The 21,063-nt window shown below is 56.9% G+C and carries 17 protein-coding genes; 11 read left to right on the forward strand and 6 right to left on the reverse strand.

Annotated features, from left to right (window positions below; all coding sequences use genetic code 11):
- Window positions 1-27: 27 nt before the first annotated feature.
- Entirely contained in the window at window positions 28-429 is a 402-nt protein-coding gene (gene rpsI / locus O3S85_RS01355; RefSeq protein WP_269537234.1) for a 30S ribosomal protein S9, read from the reverse strand.
- A 14-nt stretch (window positions 430-443) separates the two neighbouring features.
- Window positions 444-869, reverse strand: coding sequence for a 50S ribosomal protein L13 (rplM, locus tag O3S85_RS01360; protein WP_269537237.1), 426 nt, complete (start codon window positions 867-869; stop codon window positions 444-446).
- Window positions 870-1,122: 253 nt separating this feature from the next.
- On the opposite strand from rplM, the gene O3S85_RS01365 reads away from it, so the two are divergent.
- Window positions 1,123-4,032: a hypothetical protein gene (locus tag O3S85_RS01365; RefSeq protein WP_269537239.1), complete on the forward strand. Its 2,910-nt coding sequence runs from the start codon at window positions 1,123-1,125 to the stop codon at window positions 4,030-4,032.
- On the opposite strand, the gene O3S85_RS01370 is transcribed toward O3S85_RS01365, so the two are convergent.
- Window positions 4,029-4,808, reverse strand: a complete 780-nt coding sequence (locus tag O3S85_RS01370; RefSeq protein WP_269537241.1) for a hypothetical protein — start codon at window positions 4,806-4,808, stop codon at window positions 4,029-4,031. The genes O3S85_RS01365 and O3S85_RS01370 overlap by 4 nt on opposite strands.
- A gap of 175 nt (window positions 4,809-4,983) precedes the next feature.
- Here O3S85_RS01370 and O3S85_RS01375 point away from each other — a divergent pair, with 175 nt between their 5' ends.
- A complete protein-coding gene (locus O3S85_RS01375; RefSeq protein ID WP_269537242.1) occupies window positions 4,984-6,795 on the forward strand; it encodes a phosphoenolpyruvate carboxykinase (GTP) in 1,812 nt (603 codons plus the stop codon).
- Window positions 6,796-6,924: 129 nt separating this feature from the next.
- Here the strand turns inward: O3S85_RS01375 and O3S85_RS01380 are convergent, their stop codons facing one another.
- The 3 genes from O3S85_RS01380 to O3S85_RS01390 all read right to left on the reverse strand — a co-directional run bounded on the left by O3S85_RS01380 (window position 6,925) and on the right by O3S85_RS01390 (window position 10,162).
- On the reverse strand, window positions 6,925-8,109 hold the full coding sequence (locus O3S85_RS01380; protein ID WP_269537244.1) for a hypothetical protein: 1,185 nt from the start codon (window positions 8,107-8,109) through the stop codon (window positions 6,925-6,927).
- A gap of 555 nt (window positions 8,110-8,664) precedes the next feature.
- Window positions 8,665-9,219, reverse strand: coding sequence for an AlkZ-related protein (locus O3S85_RS01385; RefSeq protein ID WP_269537247.1), 555 nt, complete (start codon window positions 9,217-9,219; stop codon window positions 8,665-8,667).
- A gap of 106 nt (window positions 9,220-9,325) precedes the next feature.
- Window positions 9,326-10,162, reverse strand: a complete 837-nt coding sequence (locus O3S85_RS01390; RefSeq protein ID WP_269537250.1) for a thymidylate synthase — start codon at window positions 10,160-10,162, stop codon at window positions 9,326-9,328.
- A 138-nt stretch (window positions 10,163-10,300) separates the two neighbouring features.
- Here O3S85_RS01390 and O3S85_RS01395 point away from each other — a divergent pair, with 138 nt between their 5' ends.
- The 9 genes from O3S85_RS01395 (at window position 10,301) to O3S85_RS01435 (ending at window position 21,034) form a co-directional block, all read left to right on the forward strand.
- Entirely contained in the window at window positions 10,301-11,020 is a 720-nt protein-coding gene (locus tag O3S85_RS01395) for a hypothetical protein (RefSeq protein ID WP_269537251.1), read from the forward strand.
- 17 nt (window positions 11,021-11,037) lie between these two features.
- A complete protein-coding gene (locus O3S85_RS01400) occupies window positions 11,038-12,072 on the forward strand; it encodes a hypothetical protein (protein WP_269537252.1) in 1,035 nt (344 codons plus the stop codon).
- A 444-nt stretch (window positions 12,073-12,516) separates the two neighbouring features.
- Window positions 12,517-13,170 carry a cytochrome c3 family protein gene (locus tag O3S85_RS01405; RefSeq protein WP_269537255.1) on the forward strand — a complete coding sequence of 218 codons (654 nt, stop codon included), beginning with the start codon at window positions 12,517-12,519 and terminating at the stop codon, window positions 13,168-13,170.
- Window positions 13,167-16,661, forward strand: a complete 3,495-nt coding sequence (locus O3S85_RS01410) for a TAT-variant-translocated molybdopterin oxidoreductase (RefSeq protein WP_269537256.1) — start codon at window positions 13,167-13,169, stop codon at window positions 16,659-16,661. The genes O3S85_RS01405 and O3S85_RS01410 overlap by 4 nt, the downstream gene beginning before the upstream one ends.
- A 33-nt stretch (window positions 16,662-16,694) precedes the next feature.
- Window positions 16,695-18,191 (forward strand): NrfD/PsrC family molybdoenzyme membrane anchor subunit, encoded by a 1,497-nt coding sequence (nrfD, locus tag O3S85_RS01415; RefSeq protein ID WP_269537258.1) that lies wholly within the window; start codon window positions 16,695-16,697, stop codon window positions 18,189-18,191.
- Window positions 18,191-18,727, forward strand: coding sequence for a DUF3341 domain-containing protein (locus tag O3S85_RS01420; protein WP_269537260.1), 537 nt, complete (start codon window positions 18,191-18,193; stop codon window positions 18,725-18,727). Before nrfD ends, O3S85_RS01420 begins: the two co-directional genes overlap by 1 nt.
- A gap of 1 nt (window position 18,728) precedes the next feature.
- Window positions 18,729-19,385: a c-type cytochrome gene (locus O3S85_RS01425; RefSeq protein WP_269537262.1), complete on the forward strand. Its 657-nt coding sequence runs from the start codon at window positions 18,729-18,731 to the stop codon at window positions 19,383-19,385.
- The gene (locus tag O3S85_RS01430; RefSeq protein ID WP_269537263.1) at window positions 19,382-20,692 is read left to right on the forward strand and encodes a cation-translocating P-type ATPase; all 1,311 of its coding nucleotides are present in this window, start codon (window positions 19,382-19,384) and stop codon (window positions 20,690-20,692) included. The genes O3S85_RS01425 and O3S85_RS01430 overlap by 4 nt, the downstream gene beginning before the upstream one ends.
- 12 nt (window positions 20,693-20,704) lie before the next feature.
- The gene (locus O3S85_RS01435) at window positions 20,705-21,034 is read left to right on the forward strand and encodes a hypothetical protein (RefSeq protein WP_269537265.1); all 330 of its coding nucleotides are present in this window, start codon (window positions 20,705-20,707) and stop codon (window positions 21,032-21,034) included.
- Window positions 21,035-21,063 lie beyond the last annotated feature (29 nt).

Here is a 21,063-nt window from a genome sequence, read left to right on the forward strand (position 1 = left end):
GTAGAAGTGAACCTTCGCGGAGTTGCGTTAGCGCTTGGAGAACTGGAAACGCTTGCGAGCGCCGGGTTGACCGGACTTCTTACGTTCCTTCATGCGCGGATCACGGGTGATCAGACCAGCCTTCTTGAGGACGGGGCGAAGCTCGGGATTGAACTTCTGCAGGGCGCGGGCAATGCCGTGTGCCATGGCACCGGTTTGACCGGTTGGGCCACCGCCTTCAACGCGGATGAACACGTCGAAGTCTGCCTTGGTTTCGGTGATGTCGAGCGGGCGGGCAACGCCGCGCTGCATCATTTCCGAGTAGCAGTAATCTTCGAATTCACGATCGTTGATCGTGATCTTGCCGGAGCCGCCCGGAGTCAGGCGAACGCGGGCGGAAGAGGTCTTGCGACGGCCAACGGCGGTGTAAACTGTCTGAGTTTCGGTCATGGTAGGTAACTAAATTACTTGCTGAGCGGTTGCGGGTTTTGCGCTTCGTGCGGGTGCTCCGAGCCGGCGTAAACCTTGAGCTTGCTCATCATGTGGCGAGCCAGCTTGTTGCGGGGGAGCATGCCCTTGACGGCATTTTCAATTAAGAAAGCTGGCTTGTTCGCGCGGAAGTGCGCGACATTGCGGCGGTATTCATTACCGACCCAGCCAGTGTGGAACATGTATTGTTTGTCCTCTTCCTTACGGCCGGTCAGCTTGACCTTCTCGGCGTTGATTACGACGACATAGTCGCCAGCATCGACGTGCGGCGTGTAGGTAGGCTTATTGCGGCCACGGAGGATATTGGCAATCTCCACAGCGATACGGCCAAGGACTTTGCCCTCGGCATCTACGAGCACCCACTTCTTGTCGGCGTCTGGTTTTGCTAAAGTTGTCTTCATCGAAAATAGGGAAAAGCGGAGAAAGTAGGCTAACAGCCCTCTCTGTCAACCACTTTTCCGGGCGAATTTGCAGTATTTTTAGCCTGTGCCGGTTCGCGGCGGGATTCAGGTCAAAGACTGATGCATGACGCAGTCGCGCGCGTGTGTAAAGGGTATGTTTGTTTTATTGGCAAAATCAGACCCGAATTGACCGTCCACATACCGCATGCATGATCATGGCCATTCTCCCGTAGTTAATTTCGCAACAGTCGCCATGCCACTTGCTTTGAAGAAAATTGTGTCCGCCCGTCTCTCCTGGGTCGCCGGTTGTGTTTGTCTGGCGACTCCGCTCTTGCAAGGGAACCCGCCGCCCACGGAGTGGCAGATCATTACGCCGGTAGGGGCTGGGGCGGTGACTGGTGGTTTGTATTTTCCGCTACAGAATGCCTTTGACGGTGCGCCGACCTGGGATGGCGGGGCCGCCGTGGTCGGTGGAACCGGTGGGGCCAACTCCGCACCCGGCTACAATGACCGCTACGGTTACATCGATTTTGGGCCCGACTACGACGAGGTCCACATAATGGAGACGTGGACACGTTACCGGAGCTATTCTGGCGGAAGTCATCCGGGCTACGTCGAAATGTGGTGGGATGACGACATTGATGCGGCGAATGATGATGGCGTTTCTGAAGATCGTCTCAATTTTAACAACGGGCAGGGGGTGCCCAATGTCGGCTCGGAAATTTGGTTCCGCGACAAGCGCATTAACGAGCTAGGTGGGGTGATTCCGCAGCGACGATACCTGATCATCAAGTCGTCGTCGACTTATGCCGACCGTGCGCGCGAATACGCTATCGTTGGGTTTATCTATGACGGGCTCGTGCCGCCGGCATACGCCAACCTACCTCAGTTGACGCTGAGCAATGACGAGTTGGAGGAGAACGGCCCTTGGGAGGAGCTCGTGGGGACGCTCTCGCTGTCCGGTGGCGAGCCCGGCGAAATCTACACCGTGCAGTTCGACAACACCATTGGTGACAACCGATACTTCCGGCTGGACGGGACGGACCTCTGGGGCACACGCTCTTTTGATTACGAATCGCAGGCGGGCTACAACCTGGAGTTCGACGTGGTCGACAGCGGTGGCGGCGTGACGGATATTCAACTGGAAGTGCGCATCCTCGACCGCACGGGTAAATGGGACGCCAATGGAGTGGCTGACGCCGAGGTCGCCGCGGCTTATCCGGAGGTGAACGAGGGCGATTTCATTATCTGGAGCGCCACGGATTCCTCCGGCCCGCATATCTATTATAATAGCGGCATTGAGCTGACGACTCCGAACAAGCTCCTGATCAAGGCCGGCATTTACGACTCGATCAGCCTGAATCTGGCCGATGTTAACGGAACGAATGCCGACAACCGCGTACCGATTACGAACTTTCTGGGGCAGGTTTACGCGAACTCATTTGCCTTGCGCAATGGGCAGTATTGGCGGCTGACGGGGCAGTACGATGCCGCCAACGGCCTCGGTCATGCGGATTTCCCCGGCTGCGACACAGCGGTGAGTTCGGTCGATTTCGGGTTTTCGCATCAGCGCTTTGGCATCTGGGTGTCCAAGGAGTGGGAGAACGAGAGCGGGAGCATGGTCTATGTGAACGGGCAGGCCTATGGTTGGGAAATTGACCACATCGAGGTGTCCGACGGCGGTTTTGCGGGCATGCTGCTCAAGCAGGATAGCGGTTCGTTCGACATGAACGAGGTTTACCTGCACCATCTATATATACACGACACCGGCTCGGAGGGTATCTACCTCGGTTCGACGCAGGGTGACCCGCAGCACATGTTTCACGATTTGACGGTGGAAAATTGCCTGATCGTGCGCACCGGCACCGAGGCGCTCCAGCTTGGCCAGCTCGGGGCCAATTGTCTGATCCGCAATAATGTGCTCTGGGGCGCGCTGGACTGGATGTCGCCGTTTCAGCGTTATCAGGATAACACGGTGCAGGTCGGCACGCGGCAGGGCGGGGTTACCTTCTCGGGCAACGTGCTCTTGGGCGCTGCGGGTAATTTTTACAACGTGTCCAATGCCCCGCGCGGCGACATCACGCCCAACGGCGATCCCTTCGTCTTCGAGAATAATGTCCACTGGGCGAGCCGCAGTGGCAGCGGCGGTTATCAGTTTGCGAACACCGATGGCGTGACGCCGTGGATCTGGCGCAACAACTTCTTTGGCGGCTTTGAGTTCACCTACGACTTGGTGATCCCGTCATCGTGGAACACCGGCAGCATCCACCTGATCCCGACTGCGAGTGTGGACGTGACCGTCGAAAATACGGTTTATGACGCCACCCGCAGCAGCGCCTACCTGCGTTGGGCCAGTGGCACGGCCAACATCATTGCGAGTAACAACGTGCAAAAGACAGTGCTGCCGCCTGCGTTCCGCGACTTCCTGGGCTTGGGCGCGCGGGAGGACTTTCTGCGCTGGAACCGTTGGTCGGCCACGATTGGCGAGGACAGCGGTTTCCCCTCAAATGGCACCAACAAGGGTGACCCGATTACCTACGCGGTGGGCGACATCGTGCAGCATTTTCATAATGGGCAGACGCGCTTTTATCGCTGTCTGCAGGAGCACACCCTGCAAGAGCCGCCCGCAGACGGCAATGCATACTGGGAACTGCTGACCTGGACCAATGGCGAGCGTGAGCAATACATTCCGCCGGATGATGCGCGCCTCGTGCCGGGCAGTATTTATGATCAGCTAGGCATGGGCCTCGGCGGTGATGACGATTACGACACTGATGTCGATGGCCTGCCCGCCAGCTGGGAGCGCGAACACGGCCTCAATGACGCCATCCCGACCGCTGCCAATGGCCCGGATGGCAACCCGGACGGCGACGCTTTTTCCAACTGGGATGAATTCCTGGCTGGCACCGATCCCATGCGCGCGGACCTGCCGCTCGCGCTGGCTATTAATATGGCTCCAGGCACTTTTCAGGTTAATTGGACGCCGCCCGCCGGGCGTGTCTGGAAGCTGCAAAGTAGCGAGGACTTAATCGAATGGGACGACCTGACCAGCTACGCGCAGGGCGGGGCGGTCCCGGTAAACGAAACGGGACCCGTTTCCGGATCCCGTCTGTTAATTCGTGCGGTGGTTGAGGAAGAGTCCGTCCTCGATCTGTTGCCTTAGCTGCCGGGTTGCTGCGGCGCGTTTTCCTGCGCGTAGCGGCCGACTGACTTGAACAGTGTGTCTAGGAAGGAGCCCACGGTCAGCACGAGCTGCTGGAGCTCGTCCTTGGAGAAGTTTACTTTTTCGCCTTCGCGAAGCACCTTGCGCTGGTCAACCAGGCGGGCCTGGCCGGGCTGGCCTTCGGCGGGCTGCTGCATGATTTCGACAGTCTTCAGGTCGAAGCCGAGCTCGCCCTGGTCGTCGAGGTGGGCCTGCTGAATGACGCCCTGGTGCTGCATCATGGCCTGGATCGCAAAGCCGATGGAGATGATGGTGTCTTCCAGCTCGCAGAGGATGCCGTAGTTTTCCTCAAGGGTGTTAAACTTGGCGTCGACCTGGGCCTGGGCAAAAGCCTGCTGGGCCTGCTGCACCTGCTGCTGCGCTTCCGGAGTCTGGCCGTGATCCTTCTGCGCCTTGATGGCGGCGAGGAACATGTGGTAGTTATTCAGGCCGGCGATGCAGAGGTTGATCATGTCACCGAGCACGTTGCGCATCATGATGTCGGCGGCAAAGGCCTGCATCTGCTCGAAGTTCTGGTGCGCCGGCGGGGCGGGCATCATCTTCGTCGCGTGGGTGCGGGTGTTGTAGGCCTCTTCGGTAATGCAGTCGTGTGCAGCGAGGTTGAAGGACAGCATATCGTAGTGACGCTGCAATCCGCCCATCAGCTGCTGGGCCATTTGTTGAAGATTGATTTGGCGGGGTTGGCCGCCCGGTTGGTTGGGTTGCTCGGGATTCATGTGAAAAGTTTAACTATCGGGTCGTCGGTAGCGTCGGGCAAGATTTTCTTCGCCTAATGCCATCTAACATTTGGGTGACAGAGCCAGAATGTGCATTTTCCAAACAAAGGGGTTGTTTCACGCGGCAGCTTGTTTCAGCATCGTCGCGAACTTAGCAACCACACTGATCACTATAATGCCCTCGAAATCAGCAAACTCGGAACCGAAGACTAACCACAAGGCCCTGCTCAAGTGGGTCGATAAAATGATCGCCATGTGCCAGCCGGACAGCGTCCACTGGTGCAGCGGATCGCAGGAGGAGGCGGATGCGCTCTTCGCCGAAATGATCGAAAAGGGCTGCTGTATTAAGCTCAATGAGGAAAAACGCCCGAACAGCTACCTGTTCCGCTCCGACCCGCGCGACGTGGCCCGCGTCGAATCCCGCACCTTCATTTGCTCGTTTAACAAAAACGACGCTGGCCCGACCAACAACTGGGAAGAGCCGCGCAAGATGCGCCGCAAGATGAAGACGCTTTTCGACGGCTGCATGAAGGGCCGCACGATGTATGTTATCCCGTTTTCGATGGGCCCGATCGGTGGTCCGATATCGCAGATCGGCGTGCAGGTGTCGGACTCGCCCTACGTGGTGGTCAATATGCGCATCATGGCGCGCATGGGTGACGCCGCGCTGGAAGCCCTGGGCAAAGACGGCTTTTTCGTGCCGTGCCTGCACTCCGTGGGTATGCCGCTGCAGCCCGGCCAAAAGGACGTCGCTTGGCCGTGTGATCCGGACAACACTCACATCGTTCATTTCCCGGAAGAGCGCACCATTGTTTCCTACGGCTCCGGCTACGGCGGCAATGCGTTGCTCGGCAAAAAGTGCTTTGCGCTCCGCATCGCGTCCACCATGGCGCGCGACGAAGGTTGGCTGGCCGAGCACATGCTGATCCTTGGCGTCGAGGAGCCGTCCGGCAAAAAGACTTACGTGACCGCGGCCTTCCCGAGCGCCTGCGGCAAGACGAATTTCGCGATGCTCATCCCGCCCGAAGGCATGAGCGATTACAAGGTGACCACGATCGGCGACGATATTGCCTGGCTTAAGCCCGGCCCCGATGGCCGCGTGTATGGCATTAACCCGGAGGCCGGCTTCTTTGGCGTGGCGCCGGGCACCTCGGCCGACACCAACCCGAACGCCATGGCCTCCTGCTCGCGCGACACGATCTTTACCAATGTCGCGCTGACCGATGATGGCGACGTCTGGTGGGAGGGCATGACCAAGGAAGCGCCCAAGCACCTGATCGACTGGAAAGGCAAGGACTGGACGCCGAAAAGCGATCACCCGGCCGCGCACCCGAACAGCCGCTTCACCGCGCCCGCCGCGAACTGCCCGGCTATCGACCCGGATTGGGAAAAGCCCGAAGGCGTGCCGATCAAGGCGATCATCTTCGGCGGTCGCCGCGTTACGGATATTCCGCTCGTCTTCCAGTCCTTCAACTGGAGCCACGGCGTTTACCTGGGTGCCACGATGGGCAGCGAGCGCACCGCCGCCGCCGAGGGCAAGCAGGGCGAACTCCGCCGCGACCCGATGGCGATGCTGCCGTTCTGCGGCTACCACATGGGCGACTACTTCCGCCACTGGTTCAACTTCCAGAAGGGCCTCGACCAGACCCCGCGCATCTTCCACGTCAATTGGTTCCGCCGCGACGAGGATGGCAACTTCCTCTGGCCGGGCTTCGGCGAAAACATGCGCGTGCTCAAGTGGGTCGTCGACCGCTCCAGCGGCCAAAGCTTCGCCCAGGAAACCCCGCTCGGCTGGATGCCCCACTACGACGACATCGACTGGCGCGGCTTCGAATACAGCGAAGAGCAATTCAAGAAGGTCATGGCCTACGACCGCCAGCGCACCAAGATGTCACTCCTCCAGCACGAAGAGCTCTTCCTCCAGCTCTCCGAGCACCTCCCCAAGGAGCTCATCTTCGAGCGCGAGCTGCTGATCAGCAGACTCTAAGCAACGGACTCACCGGATTGCGGAGCTGGTGCTCTGTGGTCCGGTTGGGGGCAGTTGTTGTTGGTATAGTTTAATGATCGATGATGGTCGAGACGTGTCGTTTCGCGTGTTAACAGAGCCATCTTGGAATTAACTCTTTAATTCTCCGTCAAATTGGTCTTTGTATACTCCTCTGGCTATTAGGAGGTTGATTGCACTGCTGACTTTAGTATTCGAGAGTTCCATTGCAGTTGCAATTTGTTTATGAATTCCTTTCGGCCAAGGTTGTGCTGGAAGTCTTCTTTCAATTTCGTCGATGACTTGCTCTGGAAGGTCGCTGGGTTTCCCGGTTGAGACATCAGAGATGTTTTGAAGGCGAATTGTTCCCTTTTTCTTTTCATTTCTTAGATGTCTTTTTAGAAAATATATGGATCTGGGGTTTCCAGAGAAATAATACCTGATACCTTTATCTTGTAATACATCTGAGTCCTTCAAGATATCTGATAAGACAACAAGCTCATCATCGGACCAAAATTGAAAGTCGGCTTGTAGGCATGACGGGATTGAATCGCCTAAAAAAGAAACATCCACAATGTAACGTGAGCGCTCAGTTTTTTTATCTGAGACCGTGACTGAAGATATCAGTTTAAATATTTCATGGTGTAACTTCTCTGCGAATTGCTCTACATCTAGGAGTAGAGTGTCAATGTATTCTTGGGAGACGGATATCTTCCTTTCTTCGGTTTCATAGTCTCGTCGATATTTTGTGTCTGTATTGCCTAGGCGATGAACTAAAATATGGCGCCGATCATGGTATTCTCTCATTATTGAGATACCTGGAGTTATTGATCCGATATCTATGTCGAATCGTTTCTTGTAGTATTTTATAATCTCAGAAAAACCACCATTAGAGAGTTTTCTAGTCTCTTTGCTGATGATTCTATTAAAGATCTTCGCAGGATTATTCAGTGCGATGAGTTCTTCTTGTGAGAATTCGTGAGTGACAGATTTGTCCTTGAATGGTGCCTTTGTGACTAAAAATACGTCTTTGATCAGATCAATAAGATAAACCTCAAGTGCTGAAATGGTTCTGATGAGGATAAGCTCTGTTAGTACTTTGTTGGTTCTTCGTTCGAATTTTCTTTTTCGCCTAAAATGATCTGATTGGATCCATTCGAAGTCTTCATGGTTGCGAAGATTTTTGAACTCAACTTTGTTTTTTCCTCTAAAATTGAGCAATGAGGACGTTAGGGCGTATGAGTCCAGTGTGGCATGATAGAAGGACTTCAGGACTTTTACTTCACGCAAGAAGTTCTGGTAGGAAGCGGTTTTCATTTTGTCTTTGAAATTATTCAAACATATGTTGTAAGGGCAAATTGATAGTATCGCTGTTGAGGAAAATGATATTCTCGACTCGCTTCTAGTAACACTGCCCAAACCCACCTCTTGGTTCTGCCATAACCCTCCCCAGGGTTTAGGTGCGAACTAGCAGGTGGTTGTGAGACAACCCTTACTAGGTTTTGGTCGAAGCGTCGGCGACGCTCCCAGGAAGTGTCGGCGATACTTCGAGCTACAGTCGGCGGCGCTGGGTTGCGCAGTCGGCGATACTTCGCGAGCTCTGGGGGCTTCTGGTGGGCCGACTTTTCATGCTGAAAGTATGCCTTTTTGGTCCGCCTTTGGCGAACCTAAAAGGCGGAGGAAAAAGGAAAAAATTAAAGGAAAAAGGGGTAGGCGGCTGGATTGCTTGGAGGGCTACGCTCCGTCGTAGCTGCCTGCATTTCGCTGGATCGTTGGATTAGCGAATTGAGAAAATGCTGACTCCTCAACTGCGGCTACGACAGAGCGTAGCCCTCAAGTGCAGGCGGGGCAGTTCATGACTGCGGGGCCTTTTTAGGAGTCGGCTTGGAGCTCGGGGTGGGCTTCGACGATGTCGAGGTTGGCTTCGCTGAACGGTATCCAGGTGTCGCCGTCGCATTCCGGGTCCATGGAGCGGGCTATATTCAGACTGCTTTGGAGTTTCTTCAGGGCGGTGTCGAAGCGGCTCTTGGTGGTGTTGAATTCGGCAACGGCGTGTTTGCGCAGCGCGGTGGTGGTCCACGGCTCGATGCGCACGCATTCGTAGATTTGCTGGCAGAGCAGGGGAAGCTCGCTGACGGGCTTGAATGCCTGCGGGTAATGCGTGGTGCGCAGGTATTCGCGCTCCATGAGGACGGCGTCGCCGTTGGGCAGTTTGCCGTAGAATATCTCGTCGGGAAAGGTTTCCGGGATGCGCGTTTTCCAATCCCACACGGCGCTGACTCGCGGGCTCCATCCGCCACCCTTGGGCTTGTCGGCTGAGAGGTCGGTATTGTCCCACAGCGAAGGATGTGGAGACCCCTTGCTGCCAAACACCGTGACCACCTTATGCTTGAGCACAAACTCGGTCGCTTCTTCGAAGGTTTTCATTCTTTTGAGCGTTTCGGTTTTACAGCGTTCATGGCGTCATTTGCGCAATGTGACGGAGCGAAGCGGAGATGGCATAGCAAAATTTCTGGGTGCAGCGGCACGCTGCCTAGACGGCAATCGGGGCTTTGATGCCTTTGTGCGGGTCGTAGCCGATGAGCTCGATGTCGTCGAAGTCGAAGTCTTCGAGCTTGGTGATGGCTGGGTTGAGCTTTACCTGGGGGAGGGGGCGCGGGTCGCGGGCGAGTTGTTTTTCCACCTGCTCGAAGTGGTTCTTGTAGATGTGGAGGTCGCCGAACGTGTGGATGAATTCCTTGGGCTTCAGGCCGGTGATCTGCGCGACCATGCAGGTGAGCAGGGCGTAGGAAGCGATGTTGAACGGGACGCCCAGGAAGAGGTCGGCGCTGCGTTGGTAGAGCTGGCAGCTTAGGCCGCCGTCTTCGGAGACGTAAAACTGGAACAGGGCGTGGCAGGGCGGGAGCGCCATTTTGCCTTCGCGGGCGTTATCCTGCGGCGGGCGTGATTCGTCGGGCAGGTCGGCGGGGTTCCAGGCGCTGACGATGTGGCGGCGGGACTGCGGTTTTTTGCGAAGACCTTCGACGAGCTCGTCGAGCTGGTTGATGCGGCGTCCGTCGGCGGTTTGCCAATCGGTCCACTGCGCGCCGTAGACGCGGCCAAGGCTGCCGGTTTCGTCGGCCCACTCATCCCAGATGGAAACGCCGCGCTCCTGGAGCCACTTGACGTTGGTCTCGCCTCGGAGGAACCAGAGCAGCTCGTAGACGACGGACTTCCAGTGCACGCGCTTGGTGGTGACCATGGGGAAATCCGGCGAGAGCGAATACCGGGCCTGCGCGCCGAAGACGGATCGCGTGCCAACGCCGGTGCGGTCGCCGCGGTCTTCGCCGTTTTCCATTACGTGACGGAGCAGGTCCAAGTAAGTCTTCATGCGCTGCGACTATTTCGGGGCAGGGGCGGGGAGTCAAGTTTGGCGAAGGGGAAGGGGAGATTTGAAAAAGATGTCTAACTACTGACGGCTCAAAAAATCATTTTCAGCGCCGCGCTGATGTGATACTTTAATACGTCTATGAATTTTCCCCGCATCAGTTTGTTCGCGCTTCTTGCATCCGTGGCCCTTGCCGCCGTGGCGGACGCCGCGCCGCGCCGCCTGTCCGACCTTGGCAGCAGCAACAATCTGACGGACAAGAAGTTTGACACCAGCACCGTCGAATCACCGCGCGCAGACGAGATGTTTGGCGCGGACAAGGATAAGATCAATTTCAAGGAATGGCACGGCTCGTACTCCAGTATTGGAGACAAGCGCGTGGACGCCCTGCAGGGGCGTGGCGGCAAGGAGTTTGCCACCAGTGAGCTGAATTACAATAACATCCCTCGCCGCGAGGCCCAGATTTCGTTGGAGTCCGACGAGCGCAAGATGGCCAATGTGCAAAATTGGAACCGCCTGCGCGACAACGTGATGTCGCACAAGTTTAGCGGCACGGATCTGAATACGCCCGATGCGCAGCATTTTTCGGAAATGGTCGACGAGGTGTCCCTGCGCGACGTCAACCGCTACCAATTTTGGCAAAACAAGACCGATGACGGCATCCCGGTGCAAACCGCTGGTGGTGACTCCGGCCCGCAGTTGAGTGCTGAGCAGCGCCGGGTGATGGCCCGCATTAACGGCATGGACGTCGAGGTGAATGATTACCGTCAGCAGGACACCAAAGGTGTGGGTGATATGAAGCAGGCTAGCGCGAAGGGTAACGAAGAGCCCGGCTTTTTTGAATCATTGTTTGACTGGTAGGGCTTGCGCTTAAGGGCATGGCCTCATTGGATGGCGGCGCAATGGCTGACCAGACCACTCCTGTCCATCTGCCGCCCCACGTCGTCTTTCCGGCGAATTGGGTGCATGTCGCGACGCACCGTATCGGGCCGTTCATCACGCGCGTCATCCACCGGCTGCCCGATGGTTCGCTGCACGTGTGGTCCTCGCGCCGTCACCGTAAAAAGCGCGGTGCCACGATCCACGACACCAGCAGTGACTTAACGCGGAGCGCCGAGCACGATCAGGCGGCGAAGGTCAATCAACGCGTGCGCACGGGGAAATTCCACTGGCGGCTCTGGGGCTGGCGTCTGCAAAGCCTGTCCTGGTGGATTGGGCTGATCTTCATCATTGGCTCGATTTGCTTCGTGGTCGGAACGGTGCCAGTGGCGTATCCCGGTGTGTTGGAGTCGTTGGGGCTCGCGCCTTATAATTACGCACTCGTGTGCTTCATTGGGTCGGTCTGGTTTACGATTGGTAGTTACCTGCTCTTACTGGAAGCGTTGAATGCAGACTTCGACGCGACGTTACAGCTGAAGGCGCACGAGCTGGAGCGCTACGTGGAGGGCAAGGTGCCGGACCAGCGCACGCGGCCGATTCGTTGGTTTGGCTTTGCGCCGAACCGGCTGGATTTCTGGATCGCCGCCGTTCAGCTAACCGGCGCGATCACGTTTAATATCAACTGCGGCATGGGGCTGGTCGAGGGGATGAACTGGGTGCTCGCCGATATCCTGGTGTGGACCCCGAGCACCGTTGCCTCGTGTTTCTTTGTTACCGCGAGCTATCTGGGCCTGCTGGAGGTGACTCACCGCAAGTGGGCGTGGCTGTGGTGGGATGTCTCCTGGTGGATTAATTTCTTCAGCCTGCTCGGGTCCTTCGGCTTCCTGATCTCCAGCCTTGTCGGATACTTTGGGCAGGGGCCGGTTACTTTGCCGCAATGGTTCGGCAATTATTTCGCTTTAATGATGGGATCGTGGTTTTTTCTCTTCGGAACTTACCTCATGGTTCCGGAGCTCGTGATCGACGATGATTAAGCCGCCGTCACGGCCAGAAATTACCCAATCCGCTGTAGGCCTTTGTTTTAGGTGGCTAGAGGGCATATCGGCAAAACTTAACTAAAGAGCATCCCTAATGCGGCGGACAACGAACCCTAATGATTGCGAACTAATGAAGGAAAGTGACGTTTTGCACTCATTTTGGGGTTGATTAGAAAAACGAATCCGCGTTCTATGCTTCCTTTCTTGCTCATGGCTGACTCGAATACGCATAGGAAAACCTTTTTGCAGGCCCTTGCCGCGATAGCGGCTGGCTTGTTTCTATTGCCCCGGAACTCGGGCGCAGCCCCCACGCGTGACCTTGCGTCGGCTGAACCCGAACGCGCGCGCTTCCCAGTGGAAGCACGCAAAGCACCTCGCGCCGTTGAGCGCGTGAGTCGCTAGCTCGCGCTAACGTAGAAGACGCAGTTTCCGGTTCAAACAATGGCCAACATCTTCCCAAAGTGGAGCAACACAGCGCCGATCAAGATATTGATTTGCTTGTGTCTCACGGTCGGCACCGTCGTTGCCGGCATAACTTATTACGCAACGCCGAAGTATTTGCGCGTCGGCTATCAGCCGATCCAGCCGGTATCCTTCGAGCACTCGCTGCACGTGGATCAGCTTGGGTTGGATTGTCGTTACTGTCATACTTTTGTGGACCGCTCGGAGCACTCAAATGTTCCCGCTGCTTCCACCTGTATGAATTGCCACAGCCTCATCAAGACGGACAGCCCGAAGCTGGCACCGATCCGCAATAGCTATGAGTCGGGCGAACCAGTGCCGTGGGTGAAGATCCACCGCACGCCGGACTACGTTTACTTTAATCACTCGGTGCACATTAACCGCGGCATCAGCTGCGTGCACTGCCACGGCCAGGTCAATGAAATGGAAGTCGTCTCCCACGAGAAGCCGCTCTCCATGGCCTTCTGCCTCGAGTGTCACCGCAATCCCGAGAACTTTATCCGGCCCATCGATGAAGTTACTAACTTGAACTTCAAATACGATAGCCGCGAGGAACAGATCGAGCAGGGCACCAAGTTCGTGCACGATTGGAAAGTCAACCCGCCGCAGAGCTGTTCCGGATGCCACCGATGAAGCGTAAATTCCATCATCCCGAGCCCACTGAACGCGAGCTGGCCGCGCCAAAATACTGGCGTAGCCCGGGCGAACTGGCGAAAACGCCCGAGTTCCAGGAATGGCTGGAGCGTGAGTTTCCCGAAGGCGCCACCGAGGCCAACGAAACCGACCGCCGCAGCTTCATGAAGCTGATGGGGGCCTCTGCTGGCTTGGCTGGCATTGGTCTGGCCGGTTGCCGCATGCCCACGCGTCACATCATGCCGTATTCCAAGCAGCCCGAGCTGATGGTCCCCGGCGTGCCGATGTATTACACGTCTTCGTATCCGGGTTCGGCGGAAAACATTCCTTTGGTCGTCGAGACCAACGACGCCCGCCCGACCAAGATCGAGGGTAACCCCTCGGACCCCGGTTACGGTGGCGGTTCTGACTCTTATGCGCAGGCCAGCGTGCTGGATCTTTATGATCCGGACCGCGTGCAGAAGTCCTTTAAGAAGGGCGGCCAACCGATCGACCAAGCTGCCGTGCGTTCCATGCTGGCAGGCTTGCAGAAGAACTACGCTGGCAGCGGCAAGGGCCTCGCGATTCTGGCACGCCCGTCCACTTCGGACACCCGCCGCCGTCTGGTTGCTTCGCTCAAGAAGCAGTTCCCGGACGCAATCTGGGCCGAATACGAGCCGGTTGATACCTCCGCGCCGATTCGCGCGATGAACCAGGTGTTCGGCCAACCCGCGCGCCCGTTCTATCAGCTCGACAAGGCCAAGCGCATCCTCGCACTCGACAGTGATTTTCTCTCCACCGAGCCCGGCCAACTGCACTACAGCAAGGGCTTCGGCAAGAGCCGCAAGGTCAAGGATTCCTCCGAGGCCGAGAAGATGAACCGCCTTTATGCGGTTGAGTCCAATTTCTCACTGACCGGCGGCATGGCCGACCACCGCCTCCGTGCGGCTACGGCGCACATCCCGGCCTTCACCGCTGCCTTGGCCGCCGAGCTGATGGCTCAGGGTGGTGGCAGCGCTGAGTTGGTCTCCATGCTCAAGGACAAGGCCAAGGGCATTTCCGGCAACGAGCAATGGATCAAGGAATGCGTCGCCGACCTCGTCGCCCACAAGGGTGAGTCGCTGATCATTGCCGGTCCGCACCTTCCGGAAGAAGTTCACGTTCTCGTTTACGCGATGAACGGACTGCTTGGTGCTGATGGACATACCATTAAGTATATTGAGCAGCCGGAACTCGTCGATGCTGGCATTGCCGACATCGTTAGCGGCCTGAACAACAAGTCCATCGAGACCCTCGTGATTCTCGGCGGCAACCCAGTTTACGATGCGCCGGCGGACCTCAAGTTCGGCGAAGCGCTCAAGAATGCCAAGGAAGTTATCCGCCACGGTTACTACGACGACGAAACGTCCGAGCAGGCAGCCGTGACCATCGCCGCCAACCACTACCTCGAAAGCTGGGGTGACGGTCGCGCGATCTGCGGTAACTACGTGCCGGTCCAGCCGATGATCCTTCCGCTGTTCGAAGGCTTCTCGGAAATCGAAGTTATCGCGCTGATGCAGGGTGTCGACCCGGCAGGCGAGGGCTACGACCTCGTGAAGGAAACCTTTGGGAAGGTAACTGGTAAGTCGGACGTCATTACTTTCGAAAAATGGCTCGCTGAAGGTGTCTGGCTCGACGCCCGCTACCCGGCCGTCAAGGCTTCGGGTGCCGCTGTCAAGGCCGGCCAAATCGTCGCCGGTGCCGCTTTCAAGACTCCGGCTGTTTCCGCTGACGCCCTGGAAGTGCGCATCATCCCGAGCACGCACGCCTACGACGGCAGCTTTAACAACAACGGCTGGCTGATGGAATGCCCGGATCCGATGACCAAGCTCACTTGGGACAACGCGATCCTCATTAGCCCGAAGCTGGCGAAAAAGCACGGCATCGATCCGCAGCAGACGCTGCTCAGCGATCCGCCCGAGCTCCTCAAGAAGCAGGCGATCAAGCCGAATGCGAATGACTTCGTCAGCGGCAAGGAGCAAGCCCGCGTTGGCACGCTCGAAGTGGGCGGCCAGAAGATTACCGGCCCGATCCATGTATTGCCCGGCCTCGCCGACAACACCGTGGTTATCACTCTCGGCTTTGGCCGCAAGAAGACCGGCCGCGTCGGCACCGACGTCCATGCACCCAACGTGGGCAAGGGCATTGGTTTTGACGCCTATCCGCTGACCACCGCTGGCTCGATGGGCTTGGCAACCGGTGTTAAGATTTCCGTAACCAACGACCGCTTCCAACTGGCAAACACGCAGGAGCACTGGTCGATGGAAGGCCGCGCGATTATCCGCGAAGCCAACAACACCGAATACGCGGAAGACCCACACTTCGTCGATCACCTTGGCATGGAGTCGCACTCGCCGCCTATTTACGGCACGGCGCGTAAGGATTCCGTTGCCCAAAAGGCGCTCGAAGTGCCGCGTGGTGGCTCGCTTTACGAAACACCGGCTTTCGACAAGCCCGCGCCAAACGTTGACGTTTGGAACACCGAAGAAGGTCTCAAGCAGTTCAAGCCGCCGCAGCAGTGGGGCATGAACATCGACCTCAACACTTGCACGGCTTGTAATGCTTGCGTCATTGCCTGCCAATCGGAGAACAACATTCCGATCGTCGGCAAGGACCAGGTGCTCCGCGGCCGCGAAATGCACTGGATTCGCCTCGACCGCTACTTTGCGAGCGATCCGAACCTGCCGAATACCGAGCTGCCGGAAGACCCGCAGGTCAACTTCATGAGCATGGCTTGCCAACACTGCGAGCTGGCTCCATGTGAATCCGTTTGCCCGGTTAACGCGACCGTCCACGACGAGCAGGGCCTCAACACAATGGCTTACAACCGCTGCGTTGGCACGCGCTACTGCGCGAACAACTGCCCATATAAGGTCCGTCGTTTCAACTTCTTTGATTACAACAAGCGCGAGCGTGGCAGCCTCTACGCCGGCCCACTTGGCCCGAACAAATATAAGTCCGAGGCCAGCCAGCTGACCCGCATGCAGAAGAATCCGAACGTCACCGTCCGCATGCGCGGCGTGATGGAGAAGTGCACTTACTGCGTGCAGCGCATTGAAATGGCCAAGATCAATCAAAAGAACAAGGCCAAGGACTCTGCTAACACGCACATCCCGGATGGCACCATCAAGGTAGCTTGCCAACAGGTCTGCCCGACCGACGCAATTACCTTCGGCGACATCAGCGACCCGGAAAGCGCCGTTTCGAAGGCCAAGGAATCCGACCGCAATTACTCGGTTCTGGGTTACCTGAACATTCGTCCGCGCACCACCTATCTAGCCAAGCTGCGTAACCCGAATCCGAGGATGCCGAAGGCTGGTAAGCCGCTTTCGCGCAAGGAATACGACTTCAAGAGCGGTCATGGCGCTGACCACGGAGGCGGGCATGATTCCCACGCCGCCGAAGGCCACGACAGCCACGCACCCGCCGCAAACGGCCACGATGACCATGGCCATGACGACCACGCTCATTAATTTAAAACCTAGAACCTTTATACTGACCAAACCATGTCCGATTCCACCGCAGAATTGACCCTCAGCCCCGAGGCCGCGCGCCAGCGCGACGAGGTGCTGGCGAAGGTCAAGCCGGTTGAAGTGCCACGCCCCGAGCTGGTAACCGGCGGTCGCGACTTCCACTGGGTCACCGAAAAGATTTGTGGCATTCCCGAGTCCAAAACACCTACGTGGTGGTGGATTATGTTCGTGATTGCTGCTTCGATGGCGACTTTCACGCTGTTCGGCCTGGTCTGGCTTGTCTCGACCGGTGTCGGTGTTTGGGGTTTGGCCAATCCCGTCAACTGGGGTTGGGCGATCGTGAACTTCGTGTTCTGGATCGGTATCGGCCACGCCGGTACGCTGATTTCGGCGATTCTCTGTCTGCTGCGTCAAAAGTGGCGGACATCGATTAACCGTGCCGCGGAAGCGATGACCATTTTTGCGGTGGTCTGCGCGGGTATCTTCCCACTCTTCCACACGGGCCGCGTTTGGTATGCGGTGATGCCGGGTTACCTGGTGCCTGCGCCAAATAGCAACTGGATTTGGCCGCAGTTTCGCTCCCCGCTGGAATGGGACGTGTTCGCGGTGTCCACTTATGGAACGGTTTCGGTGCTCTTCTGGTATATGGGTTTGATCCCTGACCTCGGCACCATGCGTGACCGCGCGCTCAAGGGCGGTCGCAAGATCAAGGCACTGGCCTACGGTCTCTTCGCCATGGGCTGGCGCAACAGCAACCGCCACTGGCGCAACTACGAGATGGCTTACCTGCTGCTCGCCGGTCTTTCGACCCCGCTCGTGCTGTCCGTTCACACCATCGTTTCGTTTGACTTCGCGGCTTCCAACCTCCCGGGTTGGCACACCACGATTTTCCCGCCATACTTCGTTGCCGGCGCCATTTTCTCCGGCTTCGGCATGGTGCTCACGCTGATGCTGCCGGTGCGCGCGATCTACGGTCTGCACGATCTGATTACGCAATACCACATCGACTGCATGTGTAAGATCATTTTGGCGACTGGCTCCATGGTGGGTTACGCCTACTCGATGGAGTTCTTTATCGCCTGGTATGGCGCAAACAACTTCGAAGTCTTCGCCTTCGTGAACCGCGCCTTCGGTCAATACGCTTGGGCCTACTGGATCATGATCGGCTGTAACGTGATTTCGCCGCAACTCTTCTGGTTCAAGAAGATCCGCGAAAACACCTGGCTGGTCTGGATCATCTGCGGCTTCGTCAACGTCGGTATGTGGTTCGAGCGCTTCGTGATCACGGTGACTTCGCTGGCCAACGACTTCCTGCCGTCGAGCTGGGGTTACTACTCGCCGACCATCGTCGACATCTTCACTTTCTTTGGCACATTTGGACTATTCTCCGTTCTGTTCCTGCTCTTCCTGCGCTTCCTGCCGATGATGCCCATGGGCGAAATCAAGGCTGTTATGAAGCAAGGCGATGGCCACGGCCATGGCTCGGGCACTCAGGGCCAGGGCTATGCTGAGGAAGGAGGCCACCACTAATGAGTAAGACAGGCACATACGGTCTGCTGGCAACGTTCAGCAAGACCCCTGAATTCTTCACCGCCACGGGCAAAGTCCGCGACGCTGGCTTTAAAAAGTGGGATACCTTTACACCGTTCCCGGTGCACGGACTCGACGACCAGATGGGCGTCGGTCGCTCGAAGGTGCCGATTTTTACCCTCTGTGGCGGCCTGTTCGGCTTCTGCCTGGGGATGCTGATCACTTGGTATATGAATGGCTATGACTACCCGCTAATCGTCGGTGGTAAGCCATACTGGAGCCCGGTTTTCCCATTCCCCGTCATGTATGAGCTGACCATTCTCAACGCTGCCTTTGGCACGTTGACGGGCATGTTCGTCATGAACCTTCTCCCACGTCACAACCACCCGCTGTTTGAGTTCGAGGACTTCATTCGCAGTGGTGACGATACATTCTTCATTGTGATCGAAAAGGCGGATCCGCAGTTCGATCTCGATAAAACCAAAGCTTTTTTAACTGAAATCGGGGCCGAAGAGGTCCACGTCGTCGAAGCCTAACATGCGCATATTTCTGGCAGTCTGGTTATTTGTGGTCGTCGCGGTGGTTTCCATTCTTGGATTCCGCGGCGAGAAGTTCCGCAAGCCTCCGATCTGGGTGTTCCAAGACATGGACATTCAGGCCAAGTATTTGCCTCAGGGGCAAAATGAATTCTTCGCCGACGAGCGCAATGACCGCCCGATGGTGCCCGGCGCTGTGCTCCGCGGCTACAACTGGGACGTCAAGGAAGTCTTCGACGGCGACTACCAATTCGCCAAGGCTGAGAATCCCAGTGCGTGGACCGGTCAGACCGACGGCGGCGATTTCGTGAAGGACATTCCGGTCGAAGTTACTTACGACCTCGTTCAGCTTGGTCAGAAGAAATACACGATTTTCTGCCAGCCTTGCCACGGTCGGGTAGGGGACGGTAACGGCATTACCAAGAAATACGGTATGGCCGCCACACCGACTTATCACGACGATCGCTTGCGCGACATGGCCGATGGCGAGATTTTCAATACCATCACCAACGGTAAAAACACCATGATGGGCTATGGCATGAAGCTGAACCCCGAGGAGCGCTGGGCGGTAGTCGCCTATGTGCGCGCCCTCCAACTCGCTCAAAATGCAACTGTGGAAGACGTTCCTGAGCAATATCGAAAGGAGCTTGGACTATGAGCAGCGCTAACGCTTCAACCGCTCCTGCCGGCGTCGCATCTACCTCCGGCGGTAAGAAAGACTTTTCAACCATCGCGCTGATCGTTGGCGTGATTGGTATCGTGATCGCATTGGTCGGTCTCGTGATGGACCTGAGCCACGGCTACGGCCGTGTCGGCCAGAGCTGGCTGATTGGCTTTGGCTTCTGGATGGCCATGCTCATCGGCATGCTGTTTCTGACTCAGATCACCTACCTGTTCGATGCGGGCTGGGCGACGATTGTTCGCCGCCAGTGGGAAAATGCATTTTCCGCATTCCCGTTCATGGCTCTGCTGATTGTTCCCGTAGTGGCCTTGCCGTTCTTTATCGGTGAAAATAGCTCCGGCGCAATCTGGAAGTGGATGGACCCAACCTACCACGTGCCCGGCATCCACGATACCACCGTGGCGCACGACGCGCTCTACATCGCCAAGGCACCTTACCTGAACACGCCGTTCTTTATTATACGCTTGGTGGCTTACTTCCTGGTCTTCTGTGGCCTGGGTGCGCTCTTGCGCAAGCACTCCATTGCGAACGATACCGATGGTGATCCCAAGCACTACGTGGCCTGCCGTAAGATTTCCGCGATTGGCATTTTCCTGACTGCTTTCGCCACGACCTTTATGGCCTTCGACCTGTTCATGAGCTTGAGCTATCACTGGTTCTCGACCATGTTCGGCGTATGGTTTTTCGCCGCTTCGATGCGCGCGGGCTTGGCAGGCACGGTGTTGCTTTGCAACTTTGCCGCCGTCAAGGGCTGGCTCCAGGGGTTCTACAACAAGAACCACAATTACTTCCTGGGCTGCCTTTGCCTCGCCTTCACGGTGTTCTGGGCTTACATCAGCTTCTCGCAATACTTCCTGATCTACAACGCGAACATCCCGGAAGAAACCTTCTGGTTCAACATTCGCGAACTGAATCTCGACGGCTCCAAGAGCACTTGGTGGTGGGTCTCGATGGCCTTGATCTTTGGTCACTTCCTGATCCCATTCCTCGCGTTGCTGCGCTATAAGACCAAGGTGGTTCGCCCAGTCCTGATGGGTGTTTGCACTTGGATCCTGCTCTTCACTTTGCTGGACATGTATTGGAATATCCTGCCCAAGCAAAAGAGCGCCGACAACATTCTCGGCTACGATGTGCAGCAATTCATCCCCAATGGTTGGGACCTCGCGGCCATCGTCGGCTTCGGCGGCATCGTTATCTGGGCCACGCTTCGCAGCGCCGCCAAGAACCTGCCCATCCCGATTCGCGACCCGCGCATCAAAGAATCCCTTAACGCTCACCAGTAATTTTTCGACACCATGAGCGACGACCACGATTTACACGGAGCACCCGAAACCAGCCACTCGAACTTCACGCTGTCCGTCATTGGCGCGTTGGGAACGATGTTGCTCTTTGGGCTGCTTATTTATATCGCTTACTATGTGCCCGCAAGTGACCGCGCGCCCGCTAATGCCGAGCTCGTCGAACAGCGCAAGGCAACCTTGAGCGAATTGAAGGCTGCTGAAACCAGTGCAGCGACCAGCTATAAAATGCTCAACAAGGAAACCGGCCAGGTGCAGATTCCGATTGAGCAGGCAATGCAGCTTGTCGTGCCACAGCTTAACGAATCCGCTAAGGAAACGAAATAACCAGCATTCACTGATTTTGCCCACCGACT

This window comes from Cerasicoccus sp. TK19100 (assembly GCF_027257155.1).
Classification (GTDB): Bacteria; Verrucomicrobiota; Verrucomicrobiia; order Opitutales; family Cerasicoccaceae; genus Cerasicoccus; species Cerasicoccus fimbriatus.

What these genes read in the sequence shown, in the direction of transcription:
- O3S85_RS01380 (WP_269537244.1), bottom strand. Translation starts at nt 8,109, where the DNA reads ATGAAAACCGCTTCCTACCAGAACTTCTTGCGTGAAGTAAAAGTCCTG.
- nrfD (WP_269537258.1), top strand. Translation starts at nt 16,695, where the DNA reads ATGTCCGATTCCACCGCAGAATTGACCCTCAGCCCCGAGGCCGCGCGC.
- O3S85_RS01400 (WP_269537252.1), top strand. Translation starts at nt 11,038, where the DNA reads ATGGCCTCATTGGATGGCGGCGCAATGGCTGACCAGACCACTCCTGTC.
- O3S85_RS01385 (WP_269537247.1), bottom strand. Translation starts at nt 9,219, where the DNA reads ATGAAAACCTTCGAAGAAGCGACCGAGTTTGTGCTCAAGCATAAGGTG.
- O3S85_RS01395 (WP_269537251.1), top strand. Translation starts at nt 10,301, where the DNA reads ATGAATTTTCCCCGCATCAGTTTGTTCGCGCTTCTTGCATCCGTGGCC.
- O3S85_RS01365 (WP_269537239.1), top strand. Translation starts at nt 1,123, where the DNA reads ATGCCACTTGCTTTGAAGAAAATTGTGTCCGCCCGTCTCTCCTGGGTC.
- O3S85_RS01425 (WP_269537262.1), top strand. Translation starts at nt 18,729, where the DNA reads ATGCGCATATTTCTGGCAGTCTGGTTATTTGTGGTCGTCGCGGTGGTT.
- O3S85_RS01370 (WP_269537241.1), bottom strand. Translation starts at nt 4,808, where the DNA reads ATGAATCCCGAGCAACCCAACCAACCGGGCGGCCAACCCCGCCAAATC.
- O3S85_RS01405 (WP_269537255.1), top strand. Translation starts at nt 12,517, where the DNA reads ATGGCCAACATCTTCCCAAAGTGGAGCAACACAGCGCCGATCAAGATA.
- O3S85_RS01375 (WP_269537242.1), top strand. Translation starts at nt 4,984, where the DNA reads ATGCCCTCGAAATCAGCAAACTCGGAACCGAAGACTAACCACAAGGCC.
- O3S85_RS01390 (WP_269537250.1), bottom strand. Translation starts at nt 10,162, where the DNA reads ATGAAGACTTACTTGGACCTGCTCCGTCACGTAATGGAAAACGGCGAA.
- O3S85_RS01430 (WP_269537263.1), top strand. Translation starts at nt 19,382, where the DNA reads ATGAGCAGCGCTAACGCTTCAACCGCTCCTGCCGGCGTCGCATCTACC.
- rpsI (WP_269537234.1), bottom strand. Translation starts at nt 429, where the DNA reads ATGACCGAAACTCAGACAGTTTACACCGCCGTTGGCCGTCGCAAGACC.
- rplM (WP_269537237.1), bottom strand. Translation starts at nt 869, where the DNA reads ATGAAGACAACTTTAGCAAAACCAGACGCCGACAAGAAGTGGGTGCTC.
- O3S85_RS01435 (WP_269537265.1), top strand. Translation starts at nt 20,705, where the DNA reads ATGAGCGACGACCACGATTTACACGGAGCACCCGAAACCAGCCACTCG.
- O3S85_RS01420 (WP_269537260.1), top strand. Translation starts at nt 18,191, where the DNA reads ATGAGTAAGACAGGCACATACGGTCTGCTGGCAACGTTCAGCAAGACC.
- O3S85_RS01410 (WP_269537256.1), top strand. Translation starts at nt 13,167, where the DNA reads ATGAAGCGTAAATTCCATCATCCCGAGCCCACTGAACGCGAGCTGGCC.